Source organism: Pseudomonas sp. Pseusp11 (assembly GCF_047304405.1).
GTDB lineage: Bacteria > Pseudomonadota > Gammaproteobacteria > Pseudomonadales > Pseudomonadaceae > Aquipseudomonas.
The window spans coordinates 75,979-92,576 of the sequence record NZ_JBGLZF010000004.1; the positions used below are offsets into that span (position 1 = coordinate 75,979).

Below are 16,598 nucleotides of genomic sequence, written 5' to 3' on the forward strand. Positions count from 1 at the left end.
GCGATTATGGGCCGCTGCGCACAGTGAAGGAAGCCACGCGGCAGCGGTTTTGTACCCGTGTTTACGATTTTCCTACAACTTTGTCTGACGTACGCCACCACTTCGGGATTTGGCCATGGCCGCCAGTCGCACGGCTACGTTGGCCGCGCCGTAACCCGCATAGCCGTTTTTGCGCTGGATGATTTCAAAGAAAAACCGCCCTTCGAACGGCTCGGTGTACACGTGAAACAGCTCGCCACCCTGGGCATCACGGTCGTAGAGCACATTGAAATACGCCAGCTCGCTGAGGAACTCATCGTCGAAATCGAAGCGCGCGGCGAGGTCATCGTAGTAGTTGAGCGGGATATCCAGCAGCGGCACGCCCGCCTCCTTGGCACGGCTGACTTCGGCAAAGATGTCGTCGCAATCGAAAGCGATGTGATGCACACCGGAACCGCGATAACTCGACAGTGCGTGTGAGATCGCGGTGTTGCGATTCTCGGAAATGTTCAGCGGCAGGCGGATCGAACTGCAACGGCTGCGCAAGGCACGGCTCTTCACCAGACCATACGGGTCGGGCAGCACCACTTCATCGTCGGCTTCGAAATCCAGCAGGCTTTTATAGAACAGCACCCAGCTGTCGAGGCTGTCGGCGGGCAGTGCCATGGCCATGTGGTCGATGCGCTTGAGGCCACCGCTGGCCACGGCCGCCGGTTGCAGATTGAAGTCGGTGCCATAGACGTCGGCGTCCTGGTCCACCAGGTAAATCAGACTGCCGTCCGGCGCACGCACGGCTGCCAGTTCAAGTTCATTGGGGCCTACCAGCCCGCGATACGGCTGGCCTTTGTAAGCCACGGCTCGGGCCAACGCACTGGCGCTGTCCTTGACCCGCACGGCGGTGGCGCACAGCGATGGCCCATGGGCCTCGAAAAAACTGTGGGCGAAGGAATAAGGTTCGGAGTTGAGGATCAGGTTGATATCGCCCTGACGCAACAGGCTGACACTCTTGGAACGGTGTTGCCCGGCCTTGACGAAACCCAGCCGCTCCAGCCAGTGGGACAGCTTGGCGCCGAGGCTTTCGTCCACGGCGAACTCAAGAAACTCGATGCCGTTGTATTCGCTGGCGCCTGGGGTATCGAACAGAATCTCGCGATTGGCCACAGGCGCGGCTTCCTGTTCCAGACGCTGGCGGGTTTTCTCTTCCAGGTACAGCAACGAACGCAAACCATCGGCAGCGTTGGCCCGGGGCGGTGCGGCGCGGAAGCCGTCGTTGAAGATCTCCAGCGACAGCGGGCCGGTGTAGCCGCTCTTGATGATCGGCGCGAGGAACCCCGGCAGATCGAATTCGCCCTGCCCCGGGAAACAACGGAAATGCCGGCTCCACTCCAGCACGTCCATGGCCAGGATCGGCGCGTCGGCCATTTGCACGAAGAAGATCTTGTCACCGGGAATCTCGGCGATCGCCTTCGGGTCGCCCTTGAGCGACAGCGTATGGAAACTGTCCAGCAACACGCCGAGGTTCGGATGGTCGGCCTGGCGAACGATGTTCCACACCTGTTGATATGTGTTCACGTGTCGGCCCCAGGCCAGTGCTTCGTAACCAATCCGCAAACCACGAGCGCCGGCCCGTTCGGCGAGCAGGCGCAAGTCGTCGACCAGGATCTGCTCATCGTCGATGGAGTCGGCCGAGGCGTTGCTGCACACCAGCACCAGGTCGGTGCCCAGCTCCTGCATCAAATCGAACTTGCGCTCGGCCCGCTCCAGATTGCGCGGCAGGCGATCGCGGCGGCAACCTTCGAAATCCCGAAAGGGTTGGAACAGTGTGATCGCGATCCCGAGATCAGCGCACATCTGCCTGATTTCCCGTGGGCTGCCGTCGTAGTAGAGAAGGTCGTTCTCGAAAATTTCCACCCCGTCAAATCCGGCGGCGGCGATGGCTTCTAGTTTTTCCGGCAGGGTACCGCTCAAGGAAACGGTGGCAATGGAACGTTGCATGTGTCGACTCCCGGTGGTGGGGACATTCTTGTTGGGCAAATTATTGGCTTGACGAATCCGCACAGCAATTCAAAGTGTACTACCCGGTTAGTTTTGCGGGCGATTATCGAACACAATGGCGGTTGGCGAATTGACGATTTTTCGTCCACTGCGCACCATCGACACCACATTGAGTCCGGTCACGACCCCATGGACTCGGTTACCAAAGACCCTGAACACCACATAAAAATTTCAAAAAACGGGTACACGCTCATGCGCTCATTCAACGCCTTGTTTGCTTGCTCCACCGATCTCACGCCAGACCTGGTGTCCATCCGAACCTTGCGCCCCCTCGGCCGAACCGTGCCGCTCGCTGAATAAAACGTTGTCGTCACCTGACGAGAACACCTCAGCCGATCAATCTCACCCGCGCCCGTCGCCATCGATTGATCACGCGCCCTTGAAGTCCCGACAAGCCTCGCTTGTCAGTCATTGAACGGATGGCACACATGTTTCCTTCTCAAAGCTCTCGCGTGGCTTCGGCCCAAAGCGTCGCCACTGGCGGCATCGGCGACAAAATCCGCGGCGCCATGGCCGTCGGCAAAACCCGCTGGGGAATGCTGGCGCTGGTATTTTTCGCCACCACCCTGAACTACATCGACCGCGCCGCCCTGGGCGTCATGCAACCGATCCTCGCCAAGGAAATGAGCTGGACGGCGATGGACTACGCCAACATCAACTTCTGGTTCCAGGTCGGCTACGCCGTCGGTTTCGTGCTACAGGGCCGGTTGATCGACCGGGTCGGCGTGAAGCGCGTGTTCTTCTTCGCCGTACTGCTCTGGAGCCTGGCCACCGGCGCTCATGGCCTGGCCACTTCGGCGGCGGGCTTCATGGTCTGCCGGTTCATTCTCGGCCTGACCGAAGCCGCCAACTACCCGGCCTGCGTGAAAACCACGCGGTTGTGGTTCCCTGCTGGCGAGCGCGCCGTGGCCACCGGTATCTTCAACGCCGGGACCAACGTCGGTGCGATGTTCACACCGATGCTGCTGCCACTGATCCTTCACGCCTGGGGCTGGCAAGCCGCGTTCCTGTGCATGGCAGCGCTGGGCGGCATCTGGTTGCTGTTCTGGGGCCTGAAGTACTTCAACCCGGAAGATCACCCGAGCGTTAAACAATCGGAACTGGACTACATCCAGAAGGAAGTCGAACCGGAACAATCCCGCGTACCGTTCTCGCGAATCCTGCGCATGCGTGGCACCTGGGCCTTCGCCCTCGCCTACTCGATCACAGCGCCAGTGTTCTGGTTCTACCTGTACTGGCTGCCGCCGTTCCTCAATCAGCAATACAACCTGGGGATCAACGTGACCCAGATGGGTATTCCGCTGATCATCATCTACCTCACGGCTGACTTCGGCAGCGTCGGCGGCGGGATCCTGTCTTCGTTCCTGATCGGTCGCGGGATCAACCCGATCAAGGCCCGACTGATGTCCATGTTCCTGTTCGCCTGCTGCATCATCGGCGTGGTCATGGCCGCCGGTTCGAGCAGCCTGTGGCTCGCGGTGTTCGCCATCTCCCTGGCCATCGGCGCGCACCAGGCCTGGACCGCGAACATCTGGAGCCTGGTGATGGACTACACGCCTAAACACATGATGAGTACGGTGTTCGGCTTCGGCGGCATGTGCGCGGCGATCGGCGGGATGTTCATGACCCAGTTGGTCGGCCACATTCTGACCATCACCAACAACAACTACACCGTGTTGTTCACCATCATTCCGGCGATGTACTTCATCGCGCTGACCTGGATGTACTTCATGGCACCGCGCAAGATTCCGACCGTAAAAGATTGATACACCACAAACGCAGGCCTGATCCCGGGCCTGCGTTTTTTTATGGCCGCGATTTATCCATTTCACCCTTTTTTTCTCACAGCCACAGAGGCACACCATGTCGCCAGGTAACTTGAGCATCGCCAAGCGTGCCGTGATCAGCTTCGGTGTCATCGCATTGCTGGTCCTGTTGCAGGGACTGTTTGCCCTCAAACAGGTCGCGCAGGTCCGCGCCACCGGCCAGCACACTGAAAACGTCTCCCTGCCCAGCATTCGCCACTTGGGTGAAATCCGCGACTACATCCTGAGCATTCGCGTGCTCAGCCTGCGCATGGCGCTCAACCGCGATCCAAAGGTGCTCGATGCCACCGTCACACGCCTGCACCAAGTGCAGGGTTGGCTTGCAGAGACGCTGGAAAAATTCACTCCGCTGGTCGGTGATTACAACCGGGGGCCGTACGAAAAGTTCGTCGCCACCGTCACCAGCTACCGCCAGGCGCTGGCGCAATACGAAGCGCTGTCGCGGGAGAACCGCAGCGAAGAAATGACCGCGTTGCTCAATGGCAAAATCCAGGACTACTCGACCCAGACCGGTGACCAGTTCGCCGAATTGATGGCGCTTTCCGCCAACGAAGTCAGCCTCTCGGCGAACCAGGCCGACTCGCTCTACAACCAGGTAAAAATCACCGTGATCGGTGCGCTGATCGCGGTTGCGCTCCTGACCCTATGCCTGGCCTGGCTGTTGATTCGCAGCATCGTCATGCCGATCCGTCAGGCGGTCGAAGTGGCCGAGCAAGTGGCCGCCGGTGACCTGAGCCAACCGATCCGCAGCCACGGCGCCGATGAAACCGCACGCTTGCTCAAGGCCCTGTCGGCCATGCAGACCAGCCTGCGGGAAACCCTGCAACTGATCAGCGGCACGTCGACGCAACTGGCGGCCGCCGCCCTGCAGATGAATCAGAGCACTCAGCAGGACTCCAGTCGGCTGCAACAGCAGCACAATGAAATCGAGCAAGCCGCCACGGCCGTCAACGAAATGACCGCCGCGGTGGAAGAAGTGGCGCGCAACGCGGTATCGACTTCCGACAGCACTCGCCAGTCAACGCAGCAAGCCAGCCAGGGCCAGGCGCGGGTGATTGAAACCCTGGATTCGATTCAGGCGATGAGCGGCAATGCGGGCATCGCGCTGCAACAGGTTCAGACCCTGGCCGAGCAGTCCCGGGAAATCGGCAGGGTGCTGGACGTGATCCGCGCCATCGCCGAACAGACCAACCTGCTCGCGCTCAATGCCGCCATCGAGGCTGCGCGGGCCGGTGAAGCCGGACGTGGTTTCGCGGTGGTGGCCGATGAAGTTCGGGCACTGGCGCATCGCACTCAGCAATCAACCCGGGAGATCGAACAGATCATTGGCCGGGTTCAGGGCGATACCAACGGTGTGGTGATGTCGATGCACGACAACAGTCAGCGTGTCGCCGAAACCCTGTCGATTGCTGAACAGGCGGGCCTGGCGTTGGCAGAAATCACCCGGGCGATGGAGCAGATCCATGAACGTAACCTGGTGATCGCCAGTGCCTCGGAGGAACAGGCGCAAGTGGCCCGTGAGGTGGATCGCAATCTGCTGAACATCCGCGACCTGTCGCTGGAAAGCGCCGATGCCGCAACCCGGACCAGCGCCACCAGCCAGGAGTTGTCGCGACTGGCGGACGGCCTGCAAAACCTGGTGGTGCGTTTCAGGTTTTGACCGGCCTCAGCGGCGGCTTTGTTGCCACGCCGCCGCCAACCCACTGCAGCAAATCACGGCGATCCCGACCACTGTGGTCAGGGTCGGTGTGTGAGAAAACAGCAACCAGCCGAGCAATCCGGCAAAGACAATCTGGCAATAGCCGAACGGCGCCAGCAGCGCGGGGGCGGCGTGGCGGAACGCCTGGGTCAGAAACAGGTGCGCCGTCATCCCGCAGGCGCCCAGTGCAACCATCATCAATCCATGCCCAAGGCTTGGCACTTTCCAGAAAAACGGCACCAACGCGCTCATCACCAGGGTGTTGCACAGACCGGCAAAGAAGTTACTGGTGGTCGGGCTGTCGATTTCACTGAGCTTGCGGGTGAGCAATTGATAGAAGCAGAAAAACAGCGCCGAGCAGAGCGGCAGCAAGACTGCTGGCGTGAACAGATCACCGCCGGGATGGACGATAATCAATACGCCGACAAATCCGCAAATCACTGCGATCCATTGGCCACGAGTGACCCGCTCACGCAGCAGTGGCACTGACAGCGCGGTGACCAGAACCGGTGCGAGAAAGTTGACCGCCGTGGCTTCGGCCAACGGGATGTACTGCAAACCGGTGGTGAAAAACAAACTGGTACCCAACAGGCACAACGCCCTGAACAACTGCAGCAACGGCCGTTTGGTGCGCAGGACTCGCAACCCCGATTGCGGCAGGAAAATCCCGGCCATCAGCAAGGTGTGAACCACATAGCGGGCCCAAACCACCATGACGATCGGATAGAAACCCGATAGATATTTCGACAAGGCGTCGTGACTGGAAAAGAGGAAGGTCGCGACGACGATCAGCAGAATCCCTTTGAAGGGTTTGTTTACGCCGGAGAGCGGTGTGCTGATGGTCATGCAAGGCCTCTGGAATCAAATCAGAATGTGGCGAGGGAGCTTGCTCCCGCTGGACTGCGCAGCAGTCCCCAAATCAGCAAAGGTGTTCCGTCACTGCATATAACAGGTCGTTGACGACCGCTTCGCGGCCGAACGGGACGGTGCGGCGGTCCGACAAGCTCCCTCGCCACAGGTTCAAAGGCGCGCCAACAATTCCCGGGTTTTATCCAACGCCATCTGCGCCCGTTGCAAACCGCTCACGCCCTGCTCCAGCAACTTCACGGTGGGAATCTCCAGGCTTAACGGAATATCGGCCGGCAAACACTGCAACAACCCCGCCAGATCACAATCGCCATCGCCCGGAAAACGCCGTTCGTTACGCGCCTGACGCAAAATCTCCGCCATGTCCGTTGGCCGTGGTCCCGCAACATCGCACAGCTGTGCATACCGTAACCGTGACGGGGCAACTTTGGCCAGATCTTCCAGCCGCGAACCCGATCGGTCGAAATGGAACGCGTCCACCAACACCGCGCCGTTTTCACGGTCAGCGTTTTCGACGACGCGCACCGCTTGTTCGAGGTTGCGCGCATCGGTCCACGGCATGAACTCCAGGTGCGGATGCAGCCCATAAAATGCCGCCAGATCGCACAACCGGGCGAAGTTCTCGGTAAGTCGCTGCTCGTCAGAATCGTTACCGGCCACCAGTAATTCACTGGCACCAAATTCCGCTCCGACCGCCAGAATCTTCTCGAAGTCGGCGACGACGGTTTGCGGTTTAAGGCGCAGGATTTCAACATCCAGCACACGAATGCCGGTATCGCGCAGACGTGCCAGCGTCTCACGCCGTAAACTGACATCGGCTACCAGCGCAAAGTGATGTTCTTCGGGTGTCGCCGGTTCAAGGCGTAATCCGACATGGCTGTAACCGGCACGCGCCGCAACGTCCACCATCTGCGGCGGAGACAACTCCAGCACGGTCAGGCTGGCCAGGGAAAAGATCCGCTCACTCATGTTCATTCCTCGATCAACATCGGGGTGCAGGCACGACCGGTTTCGGCGGCCTCGCGAATCGCTTCAACCAGCGCCAGGGTGCGCGCAGCATCGGCAGCGCTCACCAACGGTTCGACTTCCCGGCGCGCCACGCGCACGAAATGCTGCAACTGCAAACGCAATGCTTCATCGGCGCTGAAACTTTCCTGCTCCGCCAGCAACGGCTCATGCCATCCGCCATCGACGTCGGCGTAGTGCCAGCGCTTGAGCTGCGGAATGCTCAACGCACCGCCCGTCCCGGCCAGCAAGTAACACGGCTGATCGGCCTGGCGCGGATAGACCGGGTTCTCCCCTGAATCCAGCTCCCAACTCCAGGGCGCCGCCACCGCGTCGGAACCGGTCAGGCTGCCCAGTGCGCCATTGTCGAACTGCAGCAACACCGCCGCGCAATCTTCGTTGGCAAACCCGCGCACCGCATTGCTGGTGATCGCCTGCACCTGCCGCACTTCGCCGCACAGATGACGCAGCAGGTCGAGGTCATGAATCAGGTTGGTCAGCAACATCCCCGCACCGGGCTCGCGGCGCCATGGCGTTTCGAAATAGCTGTCGGGTTTGCGCAACTGCCAGAGCGCCGTCACCGTCGTCAGCTGCCCCAAAGCGCCACCCTGCACCAGTTCATGGGCGCGGACGATCAACGGATTGTGCCGGCGATGATGGCCGACCAGCACGGGAACACCGGTGGCTTTCGACGCAGCCACCAGTTCGCGCGCTTCATCCAGGTGCACACCGACCGGTTTTTCCAGTAGCACCGGCACGCCGGCGGCGAGGCAATCGAGCGCCGTGCTGACGTGGAGTGTGTTCGGGTTGGCGACGATGACCGCGTCTGGCTTCACCTGCTCCAGCATCTGACGGTGATCGGCGAAATACCCCACGCCCCATTCGGCCGCGAGGCCTGCCGCTTGTGGGCCGGGATCGGCCACCGCACACAACGTCGCTTGCGTCAGGGTTTGCAGATGCCGGTAATGCTGCTGGCCCATGTTGCCGGCACCGATCAGGGCGATGCGAAGGGGCGAAGTCATGCTGCGGTCCTCTTGTGATTATTGTCGGAAGGATGAATTCCGATAATTTAGAACCAGGTTCCAGATTCTTACACAAGCGAACCATAAAAGTGTGCGAACAGCGCACACGATTAAACATCAGCTGAACAACTCAGAAGCCAGACTTGCCGCCGATAGCTCTTCAGTAAACTTCAACAACAGCGGCGCCAACTCATGCAACCGTGCCCCAGGCATCCGCGCGCTTGGCCCGGCAATGCTCAGCACACCGATCACTCGCCCATCGCCAGGGTGGCGCACCACCGCCGCAATCGCCGAGGTGCCCACGGCCGAACTCTCTTCGACCCAGGCATAGCCCTGCTCTCGCGCCAGACGCAGACGCTCCAGCAATTCAATGTTGGAGCGCGGCGCGTTTGGCCCCAGGTCTTTCGGCCGTTCGCTCCCCTGACGCTCCACCAGCGACAACGCTTCGGCATCGCTCATGCACGCCAGCCATGCGTGGCCCGAGGCGGTGTAGAACAACGGCGCATCACGGCCCATGTCCGGGTCGTAGCGCAGGCCCGAGCGGGCACCCTGAGACTTGGCGATCCAGACCTGCCGCTCGCCTTCAATAACGCCAAGGCGCACCAGTTCACCAGTTTCCTCGGCCAGGCGATCGAGCACCGGCTGCACGATATCGGCGCCGCTGCTCGACAGGTAACGGAAACCCATCGCCACCAGTTTGGTCGACAGGTGATAGCGCAGGTTCTCCGGATTCTGTCGCACGTAACCTAACCGAATCAGCTCGGCGAGCAGACGGTGGGTCGCGCTTTTGGGGATGTCCAGTTGCTCCGCCAACGTCTGCATCGGCAGGCCGCGAGGGTCACTGGTGAGGCTTTCCAGCACGCTGAAAACACGTTCGATCTGACTGCCGGCCATGGGGGGTTCCACTCGAAATTTTGCCGATTCTAGAAGACAAACCACGTAATGCGAAATCTGGAACCCGCTGTCCGATAAACGCCCTCTTTACGCCCTTGAATGATTGCCGAGGCCAATCTCATTCTTATATTTTCTGGAATCAAATTCTAAAAATACGCGATGGAGCTTTTAGACGATGCCTGCCGAATCCACCCTCCTTGCGGACATCGAATGCGATGTGCTGATCGTCGGCTCCGACGCGGCCGGGTTGTCCGCAGCCGTTACCGCGGCCTGGCATGGTTTGAAAGTGATCGTGGTCGAGAAAGACCCGGTGTTCGGCGGCGCCACGGCGTGGTCCGGTGGATGGGCCTGGGTGCCGTGCAATCCCCTGGCGCGTCGTGCCGGCATCGTTGAAGACGTCGAGCAACCGCGCACTTACCTGAAGCACGAATTGGGTGAGCGTTACGATCCGGCGATGATCGACGCGTTCCTTGAAGCTGGCCCGCGAATGGTTGCGTTCTTCGAGCAGCACACCGCCCTGCAATTCGCCGACGGCAACGCCATCGCCGACATTCATGGCGACACGCCGGGTGCCGGCACCGGTGGACGCTCGGTGATCGCTGCGCCTTATGACGGGCGAAAAGTCGGCAAGCTACTGAAGCGTCTTCGCAAAACCATGCGGGAAACTTCGTTTATGGGCATGCCGATCATGGCAGGGGCGGACCTGAGCGCATTTCTCAACCTGACTCGCTCTTTGCCCGCTGCATGGCACGTGACCCGGCGCTTTACCCGGCACCTGCTCGACCTCGCCGTTCATGGCCGGGCGATGCAACTGGTCAATGGCGTTGCGCTGATAGCACGGCTGGCAAAGTCCGCCGAAGACCTGGGCGTCTTGCTCTGGGAATCGGCACCGGTGACCGGGTTGCTTCGCGAAGGCGATCAGGTGCGAGGCGCGGTTGTCAGCACCGCCAAAGGTAAAACCCGCATCCGTGCGCGCAAGGCCGTGTTGCTCGCGGCCGGCGGGTTTGCCAATGACATCGAGCGGCGCAAGGCACTGTTCCCTCGCACACCGACCGGCAACGAACACCTGGCGCTGCCGCCTCTCGGCGTCGCTGGTGATGGTTTGCGATTGGGTGAAAGCGCCGGTGCGCGGGTCAGCACCGACATGGCATCGCCCGTGGCCTGGGCACCGGTTTCGCAAGTACCGCACAGTGACGGCAGCATCGGCCACTTCCCGCACATCATCGAACGCGGCAAACCGGGAATCATCGGTGTGCTGAGCAACGGCCAGCGCTTCGTCAACGAAGCCGACGGCTACTACGACTACGTGACGGCCATGGTCGCCGCCGCACCGCAGGGTGAAGAAGTCGCCTCCTGGCTGATCTGCACCCATGGTTTCCAGCGGCGTTACGGCTTGGGAATTTCTCGGCCTTTTCCAGTACCGCTGTCATCCTTTATCCGCAGTGGCTATCTGAAAACCGGCAACACCGTCGAGGAATTGGCCCTGGCCTGCGGCATCGACCCAAGCGGATTGCTCAGCACGGTGGATGAGTACAACCGGCATGCGCGCAACGGTGAAGATCCGTTGTTCGGTCGTGGCTCGACGCCCTACAACCGCAAACAGGGCGATGCGTTGCAGCAGCCCAACCCGTGCGTCGCACCGATTGAACAAGGCCCGTTCTACGCCGTGAAGGTTCAGCCCGGCTGCTTTGGCACCTTCGCCGGGCTCAAGGTCAACGAACACGCGCAAGTCCTCGACGCATCCGGTCAAGCCATCGCCGGGCTGTATGCGGCGGGCGGTGACATGGCCAGCATCATGGGCGGGCACTATCCCGCCGGGGGCATCAATCTTGGCCCGGCGCTGACTTTCGGTTACATCGCTGCACGGCATATCGCCGGTATGGAGTGAGTTTGATCAGTGATTCTCGAGACAAGCATTCGCCCACTCGGTAAAAACCTGTCGCCCTGAAGGAATTCGCTGGGCTATCCGTGTTCAATACAAGTCTGAAACATTCCGTGCGCAGTAAAAGACAGACGACCGGACTGGCGCCGCTCTCACTGACCAGCAACACTCATCACCATATTCAAACGAGGATTCCTCCCCATGCTTTGGAAAAAAGGCCGACGCAGCGACAACGTGGTCGATGCCCGTGGCGATGATGTCGGCGGTGGCGGCGGCGGGATGCGCTTCGGTGGAGGCAAGGGCCTGAGCCTGACGGCGATCCTGCTGATCGTCGGGATCGGCTGGATCACCGGCCAGGACCCGTTGCAGATCCTCGGCCAACTGACCGGACAGATGAGCGAGCAATCGGCCCCGGCCACCACCCAAACCCGCAAGGCACCACCGGCCAATGATGAAGGCGCCGAATTCGTGCGCTCGATCCTCGGCGATACCGAAGACACTTGGGGCCAGATTTTCCAGCAGGCCGGTCGGCAATATAAAGACCCGACCCTGGTGCTGTTCAGCAATCAGGTGAACTCGGCGTGCGGCCTGGCGACGTCGGCGACCGGTCCGTTCTATTGCCCGGCGGACCAGAAGGTCTACCTGGACATGAGTTTCTTCCAGGAAATGTCGCAACGCTTTTCCGCCGCAGGTGATTTCGCCCAGGCCTACGTGATCGCTCACGAAGTCGGACACCACGTGCAGACCTTGCTCGGTGTTTCGGCGAAGATTCAAACCGCTCGCCAACAGGGCCGCCAAATGGAGGGCGACGGTGGTTTGCTGGTGCGCCAGGAACTGCAGGCCGATTGCCTGGCCGGGGTCTGGGCCAACAATGCGCAGAAGCGCCTGAACTGGCTGGAACCCGGTGACATCGAAGAAGCCTTGAACGCCGCCAACGCCATCGGCGACGACCGCTTGCAACAGCAAGGTCAGGGCCGCGTGGTGCCGGACTCGTTTACTCATGGTACGTCAGCGCAAAGGGTGCGCTGGTTCAAAGCCGGATTCGCACAGGGCGAGATCGGCCAGTGCGATACCTTTTCTGCGAAGAATCTGTAATGCGTAAGTGGCTGCTGGCTCTGTTGATCACCTGCGCAAGTACCCAGGCGGCCGAGCATGGGGTCAAGGCAATCAGTTCCGGGCGCCTGCTGTTGAGCGCCGGCGAAATCGCCGTGGGCATCGGCCCGACACCGCCGGAAAAGATCGAACGGGTGCTGATCATCATCCATGGTCGTTTGCGCAACGCTGAAACCTACCGCCAGAGCGCCGAGCATGCCGTCGAGCAAGCCGGGCAAAGCGCGAACACCTTGGTGCTCGCCCCGCAGTTCCTCAATGAAACCGACATCGCGAGCCACCCGGTGCCTGACAGCGTTTTACGCTGGCAGGGCAATGACTGGATGGCCGGCGGCTTGTCCACAGCACCGTTTACGTTGAGCTCCTATGCGGTGCTCGACGAAATCATCGCTCGCCTGGGTGATCGGCGACAGTTTCCGGACGTGAAGCAAATCGTCATCGCCGGTCACTCCGGTGGCGCTCAGGTGGTTCAGCGTTACGCCTTGTTGAGCCACCCTCAGCCAGCCCTCGACACAGCGGGGGTGAAGGTGCGCTATGTGATCGCCAATCCTTCGTCGTATGCCTATTTCAATGAGCAACGGCCGGTGGCGTTCAGTCACGCGGGGTGCCCGAACTTCAACCGCTGGAAGTACGGGCTGGCGGACTTGCCCGCCTATTCCGGTGGGCAAACGCCCGCGCAGTTGGAAGAAAATTACGTCAAACGTGACGTCGTTTATCTACTCGGGCAGCAGGACATCGACCCGAATCACCCGGCGCTGGATAAAAGTTGCGAAGCCAAAGCCCAGGGCGCTTCTCGTTTGATTCGCGGGCGCAATTATTTCAATTATCTGAAACGGCGCCATCCTCAAGGGTTGAGTCAGCAGCTGATCGAAGTGCCCGGCGTCGGGCACAATGGGGACGGGATGTTTACCTCGCCCGAGGGGCAGAAGGCGTTGTTCGGGCAGTGAGTTTTGGGGCGTCTGATCGGACGCCCAATCTCTCAAGCCGAAAGCAGCTGCCGCAACTCCACGCAATCGCGCGCATGCCAATCGGTCAATTCCGGCCACGGATTATCCGGCAGGTTCACCAACACCGTCCGTGTCCCCGCCGCCCGACCGCAATCCAGGTCGAAGCGGTAATCACCGACCATTACCATTTCACTCGCCGGCACCTTCCAGGCTTCGGCCAGTTTCAGTAAACCACCGGGATGCGGTTTGGGCGGTGCTTCATCGCGGCCCAGCACATCCTCCACCGCAAAGCAGTCGGCCAGGCCGATGGCCTCCAGCGTGACATGGGCCAGCTCGCGAGCATTGCGCGTGAGAATGCCCAGGCGATAACCGCGCCCGGCCAGCTCACGCACCAGTTCCACCGCACCCGGCGCCGGTTTCGAACCCAGTGCCAGATCCCGCTCATGCTCCAGCAGCCACGCATGTTTGGCCGCCGCTTCTTCGGCCGGCAGCCCAGCGAGGTGAGTGAGGATGTCGTGTTCTGCAGGAATCGCCAACGCCACGCGGATCGCCGCGAAGTCATGCACGGCCACGGTCAGGGTGCCGTCCATGTCGAACACCCAGTGCCGCACTTCGGCCAGGCTCATGCCCAATCCTTGCGATGGCGAATCAGGCCTTCCTGAGTGACCGAGGCCACCAGTTGCCCGGCACGGTTGAACACGCTGCCACGGGAGAATCCACGCGAGTTGCCGGCCCACGGGCTGTCCATGGCGTACAGCAACCAGTCATCGGCGCGCAGGTCGGCGTGGAACCACAACGCGTGATCAAGGCTGGCGACCTGCATGTCTTTCTGCCAGACCGATTTGCCATGGGGCAGCATCGAGGTGGTCAGCAGGCCGAAGTCCGACGCATAGGCCAGCAGGTATTTGTGCAGCGCTGGAGTGTCAGCCAACGCACCATCGGCGCGGAACCAGACGTATTTGACCGGATCGGCAGGCTGCGGGTTGTAGGGATCTTTCTCGGTCACCGGGCGGAATTCGATCGGTTTCGGGCACAGCAGCTTTTCGCGCATGTGCTCCGGGATCAGGTGTGCGCGCTGCTGAGTGAGCTCCAATTCCGACGGCAGATTTTCCGGGCCGACCACTTGCGGCATTTGGCTCTGATGCTGGAAGCCCTCTTCGTCGTACTGGAACGAGGCGCTGCAGGTGAAAATCGGGTTGCCCTTCTGGATCGCCGTCACCCGGCGCGTGCTGAAACTGCCGCCATCGCGCACCCGATCGACCTGATACACCACCGGCAACTTCGCATCGCCCGGACGCAGGAAATAACCGTGCATCGAGTGCACATGGCGTGTCTCTTCGACTGTCTGACTGGCCGCCGACAGGGACTGGCCGAGCACCTGGCCGCCGAACAACTGACGGAAACCCAGGTCCTGGCTGCGGCCACGGAACAGGTTTTCTTCAATCGGTTCCAGGGTCAGCAGGTCTACCAGATCTTCCAACACTTGGCTCATTCAGACTCTCCTCACACAGAGCAATAATGCCGCGCAGTCTTGGCTGCGGCGGTCGATTCAGTTTATGGCCCGGTTCAACATGAGGGCCATTGTAAACGTCCGTGCCTGCTTATCCATGCAAGGTTTGCAGCCATTGCTCACGGGTGATGCGATACAACACGTGCGGGCGCAGCGGATGATCCTCTGCAAGCCGCGGGTGCTCGAAGTCATCGGCGGGGGCATGGTGCATGCCGATCGCCTGCATGACTTTTTGCGAAGGCAGGTTGGTTTCGGTGGTGAACGCCACGACCTCTTGCAGCGCCAAGCGATCAAACCCACAGCGCAGAGCGGTCCATGCCGCCTCGCTGGCATAACCCAGGCCCCAGTGCTCGCGCGCCAGGCGCCAGCCGATTTCGATGGCTGGCGTGAACGGTGCGTCAAAGCCGACCACACTCAGCCCGGTAAACCCGATGAACGCTCCGGTGTCCTTGCGCTCCAGTGCCCAGAGGCCGAAACCATGCTCGGCAAAATGCCCGCGAACCCGCCCGATCAGCGCGGCACTTTCCAGCCGACTCAAGGGCTCCGGAAAATAACGCATCACCTGTGAATCGGCGCACATCGCCGCAAACGCCGGCAAATCCTCATCGCGCCACTGTCGTAATGACAGTCGTGCGCTTTCGAGTTCCAGTATCGGCTCCATCGTGCCCCTCCCCTCTGTTTCCATGCCGCAAGTCTACATCGCTGGTAGGATCGTTCACTCATTCCTACAGGCTTCCCCGATAAATCAGCCATGCCCCTGCCCCTGATCTACCACGAAGACTACAGTCCCGAGTTCCCGGCGGATCACCGCTTCCCCATGGACAAGTTTCGCCTGCTGCGCGATCACCTGGTGGACAGTGGCCTGACCCGCGACGCCGACCTGCTGCGCCCGGACCTGTGCCCGGCGGATATTCTCGCCCTCGCCCATGACCCTGCGTATATCGAACGCTACATGGGCGGCGAGTTGTCCCGCGAAGACCAGCGGCGCCTCGGCCTGCCCTGGAGCGAAGCACTGGCCCGGCGCACAGTGCGGGCGGTCGGCGGTTCGCTGCTGGCGGCCGAACAGGCGCTGGAACATGGCTTGGCTTGTCACCTGGCCGGCGGCACACACCACGCGCATTACGATCACCCTGCCGGGTTCTGCATCTTCAATGACCTGGCGGTGATCAGCCATTACCTGCTGGAAAGTGGCCGGGTGAATCGGGTGCTGATCTTCGACTGCGATGTGCATCAGGGCGACGGGACTGCACGAATCCTGCACAACACCCCGGAAGCGGTGACCGTTTCCCTGCACTGCGAAAAGAATTTTCCTGCACGCAAAGCCGAAAGCGACTGGGACATCCCGTTGCCGATGGGCATGGGCGATGCCGATTACCTGAAGGTGGTGGACGATGCGCTCAACTATTTGCTGCCGCTCTATCAACCGGATCTGGTGCTGTACGACGCCGGTGTCGACGTGCACAAGGATGACGCCCTGGGTTATCTGAAGCTGACCGACGAAGGTGTCGCCGCGCGTGATGAAAGCGTGATGCGCCATTGCCTGGGCCGGGATATTCCGGTGGTCGGCGTGATCGGCGGCGGCTACAGCAAGGACCGCAAGGCCCTGGCGCGCCGTCATGGCATCCTCCATCACAGCGCCCAACGGGTGTGGCAGTCATCAGGTTGTCATTGATGTGTGAGTCTTTACCCACAATGCCTGTGGAGCCGCCTGTGGATAACCTGAGTGAAAGGGCCTGCAGCCCATGCGGGATATAGGCTACAGAGTGGTGGTTGTTTTTTAACCAGCCCTCGAATCATCCCAC

14 protein-coding genes and 1 pseudogene are annotated in these 16,598 nt (G+C 60.9%); 7 read left to right on the top strand and 8 right to left on the bottom strand.

The genetic code is table 11. The annotated features are described in order from the left end of the window. Positions 1-72 precede the first annotated feature (72 nt). On the bottom strand, positions 73-1,974 hold the full coding sequence (gene quiC / locus ACCC96_RS04425) for a 3-dehydroshikimate dehydratase QuiC (protein ID WP_413695089.1): 1,902 nt from the start codon (positions 1,972-1,974) through the stop codon (positions 73-75). 488 nt (positions 1,975-2,462) lie between these two features. On the opposite strand from quiC, the gene ACCC96_RS04430 reads away from it, so the two are divergent. The 3 genes and pseudogenes from ACCC96_RS04430 to ACCC96_RS04440 all read left to right on the top strand — a co-directional run bounded on the left by ACCC96_RS04430 (position 2,463) and on the right by ACCC96_RS04440 (position 5,520). Further along, the gene (locus ACCC96_RS04430; RefSeq protein ID WP_019650923.1) at positions 2,463-3,800 is read left to right on the top strand and encodes an MFS transporter; all 1,338 of its coding nucleotides are present in this window, start codon (positions 2,463-2,465) and stop codon (positions 3,798-3,800) included. A 97-nt stretch (positions 3,801-3,897) separates the two neighbouring features. Next, a pseudogene (locus tag ACCC96_RS04435) lies at positions 3,898-4,665 on the top strand (MCP four helix bundle domain-containing protein); the annotation flags it as partial. A 66-nt stretch (positions 4,666-4,731) separates the two neighbouring features. Further along, positions 4,732-5,520 carry a methyl-accepting chemotaxis protein gene (locus ACCC96_RS04440; protein WP_413695155.1) on the top strand — a complete coding sequence of 263 codons (789 nt, stop codon included), beginning with the start codon at positions 4,732-4,734 and terminating at the stop codon, positions 5,518-5,520. A gap of 6 nt (positions 5,521-5,526) precedes the next feature. On the opposite strand, the gene ACCC96_RS04445 is transcribed toward ACCC96_RS04440, so the two are convergent. The 4 genes from ACCC96_RS04445 to ACCC96_RS04460 all read right to left on the bottom strand — a co-directional run bounded on the left by ACCC96_RS04445 (position 5,527) and on the right by ACCC96_RS04460 (position 9,347). Continuing rightward, complete coding sequence (locus ACCC96_RS04445; protein ID WP_413695090.1) at positions 5,527-6,405, bottom strand: DMT family transporter; 879 nt, start codon at positions 6,403-6,405, stop codon at positions 5,527-5,529. A 174-nt stretch (positions 6,406-6,579) separates the two neighbouring features. After that, positions 6,580-7,395 (bottom strand): sugar phosphate isomerase/epimerase family protein, encoded by an 816-nt coding sequence (locus tag ACCC96_RS04450; RefSeq protein WP_413695091.1) that lies wholly within the window; start codon positions 7,393-7,395, stop codon positions 6,580-6,582. 2 nt (positions 7,396-7,397) lie between these two features. After that, the gene (locus ACCC96_RS04455) at positions 7,398-8,453 is read right to left on the bottom strand and encodes a Gfo/Idh/MocA family protein (RefSeq protein ID WP_413695092.1); all 1,056 of its coding nucleotides are present in this window, start codon (positions 8,451-8,453) and stop codon (positions 7,398-7,400) included. Positions 8,454-8,570: 117 nt separating this feature from the next. Beyond that, a complete protein-coding gene (locus tag ACCC96_RS04460; RefSeq protein WP_019650918.1) occupies positions 8,571-9,347 on the bottom strand; it encodes an IclR family transcriptional regulator in 777 nt (258 codons plus the stop codon). 175 nt (positions 9,348-9,522) lie between these two features. Here ACCC96_RS04460 and ACCC96_RS04465 point away from each other — a divergent pair, with 175 nt between their 5' ends. From ACCC96_RS04465 to ACCC96_RS04475, 3 genes are all read left to right on the top strand, one after another. Continuing rightward, on the top strand, positions 9,523-11,235 hold the full coding sequence (locus ACCC96_RS04465) for an FAD-dependent oxidoreductase (protein WP_413695093.1): 1,713 nt from the start codon (positions 9,523-9,525) through the stop codon (positions 11,233-11,235). Between the two features lie 195 nt (positions 11,236-11,430). Next, positions 11,431-12,324: a neutral zinc metallopeptidase gene (locus ACCC96_RS04470; RefSeq protein ID WP_413695094.1), complete on the top strand. Its 894-nt coding sequence runs from the start codon at positions 11,431-11,433 to the stop codon at positions 12,322-12,324. After that, positions 12,324-13,286 (top strand): alpha/beta hydrolase, encoded by a 963-nt coding sequence (locus ACCC96_RS04475; RefSeq protein WP_413695095.1) that lies wholly within the window; start codon positions 12,324-12,326, stop codon positions 13,284-13,286. The genes ACCC96_RS04470 and ACCC96_RS04475 overlap by 1 nt, the downstream gene beginning before the upstream one ends. Positions 13,287-13,318: 32 nt before the next feature. Here ACCC96_RS04475 and ACCC96_RS04480 read toward each other — a convergent pair whose 3' ends face one another. The 3 genes from ACCC96_RS04480 to ACCC96_RS04490 form a co-directional block, all read right to left on the bottom strand. Further along, entirely contained in the window at positions 13,319-13,912 is a 594-nt protein-coding gene (locus ACCC96_RS04480) for an HAD family hydrolase (RefSeq protein WP_028938856.1), read from the bottom strand. After that, a complete protein-coding gene (tesB, locus tag ACCC96_RS04485; RefSeq protein WP_019650913.1) occupies positions 13,909-14,778 on the bottom strand; it encodes an acyl-CoA thioesterase II in 870 nt (289 codons plus the stop codon). Before tesB ends, ACCC96_RS04480 begins: the two co-directional genes overlap by 4 nt. Positions 14,779-14,887: 109 nt before the next feature. Further along, complete coding sequence (locus tag ACCC96_RS04490; RefSeq protein WP_413695096.1) at positions 14,888-15,457, bottom strand: GNAT family N-acetyltransferase; 570 nt, start codon at positions 15,455-15,457, stop codon at positions 14,888-14,890. Positions 15,458-15,547: 90 nt separating this feature from the next. Between ACCC96_RS04490 and ACCC96_RS04495 the strand changes: the two genes are divergently transcribed. Next, positions 15,548-16,468, top strand: coding sequence for a histone deacetylase (locus tag ACCC96_RS04495; RefSeq protein ID WP_018925789.1), 921 nt, complete (start codon positions 15,548-15,550; stop codon positions 16,466-16,468). Positions 16,469-16,598: the final 130 nt, after the last annotated feature.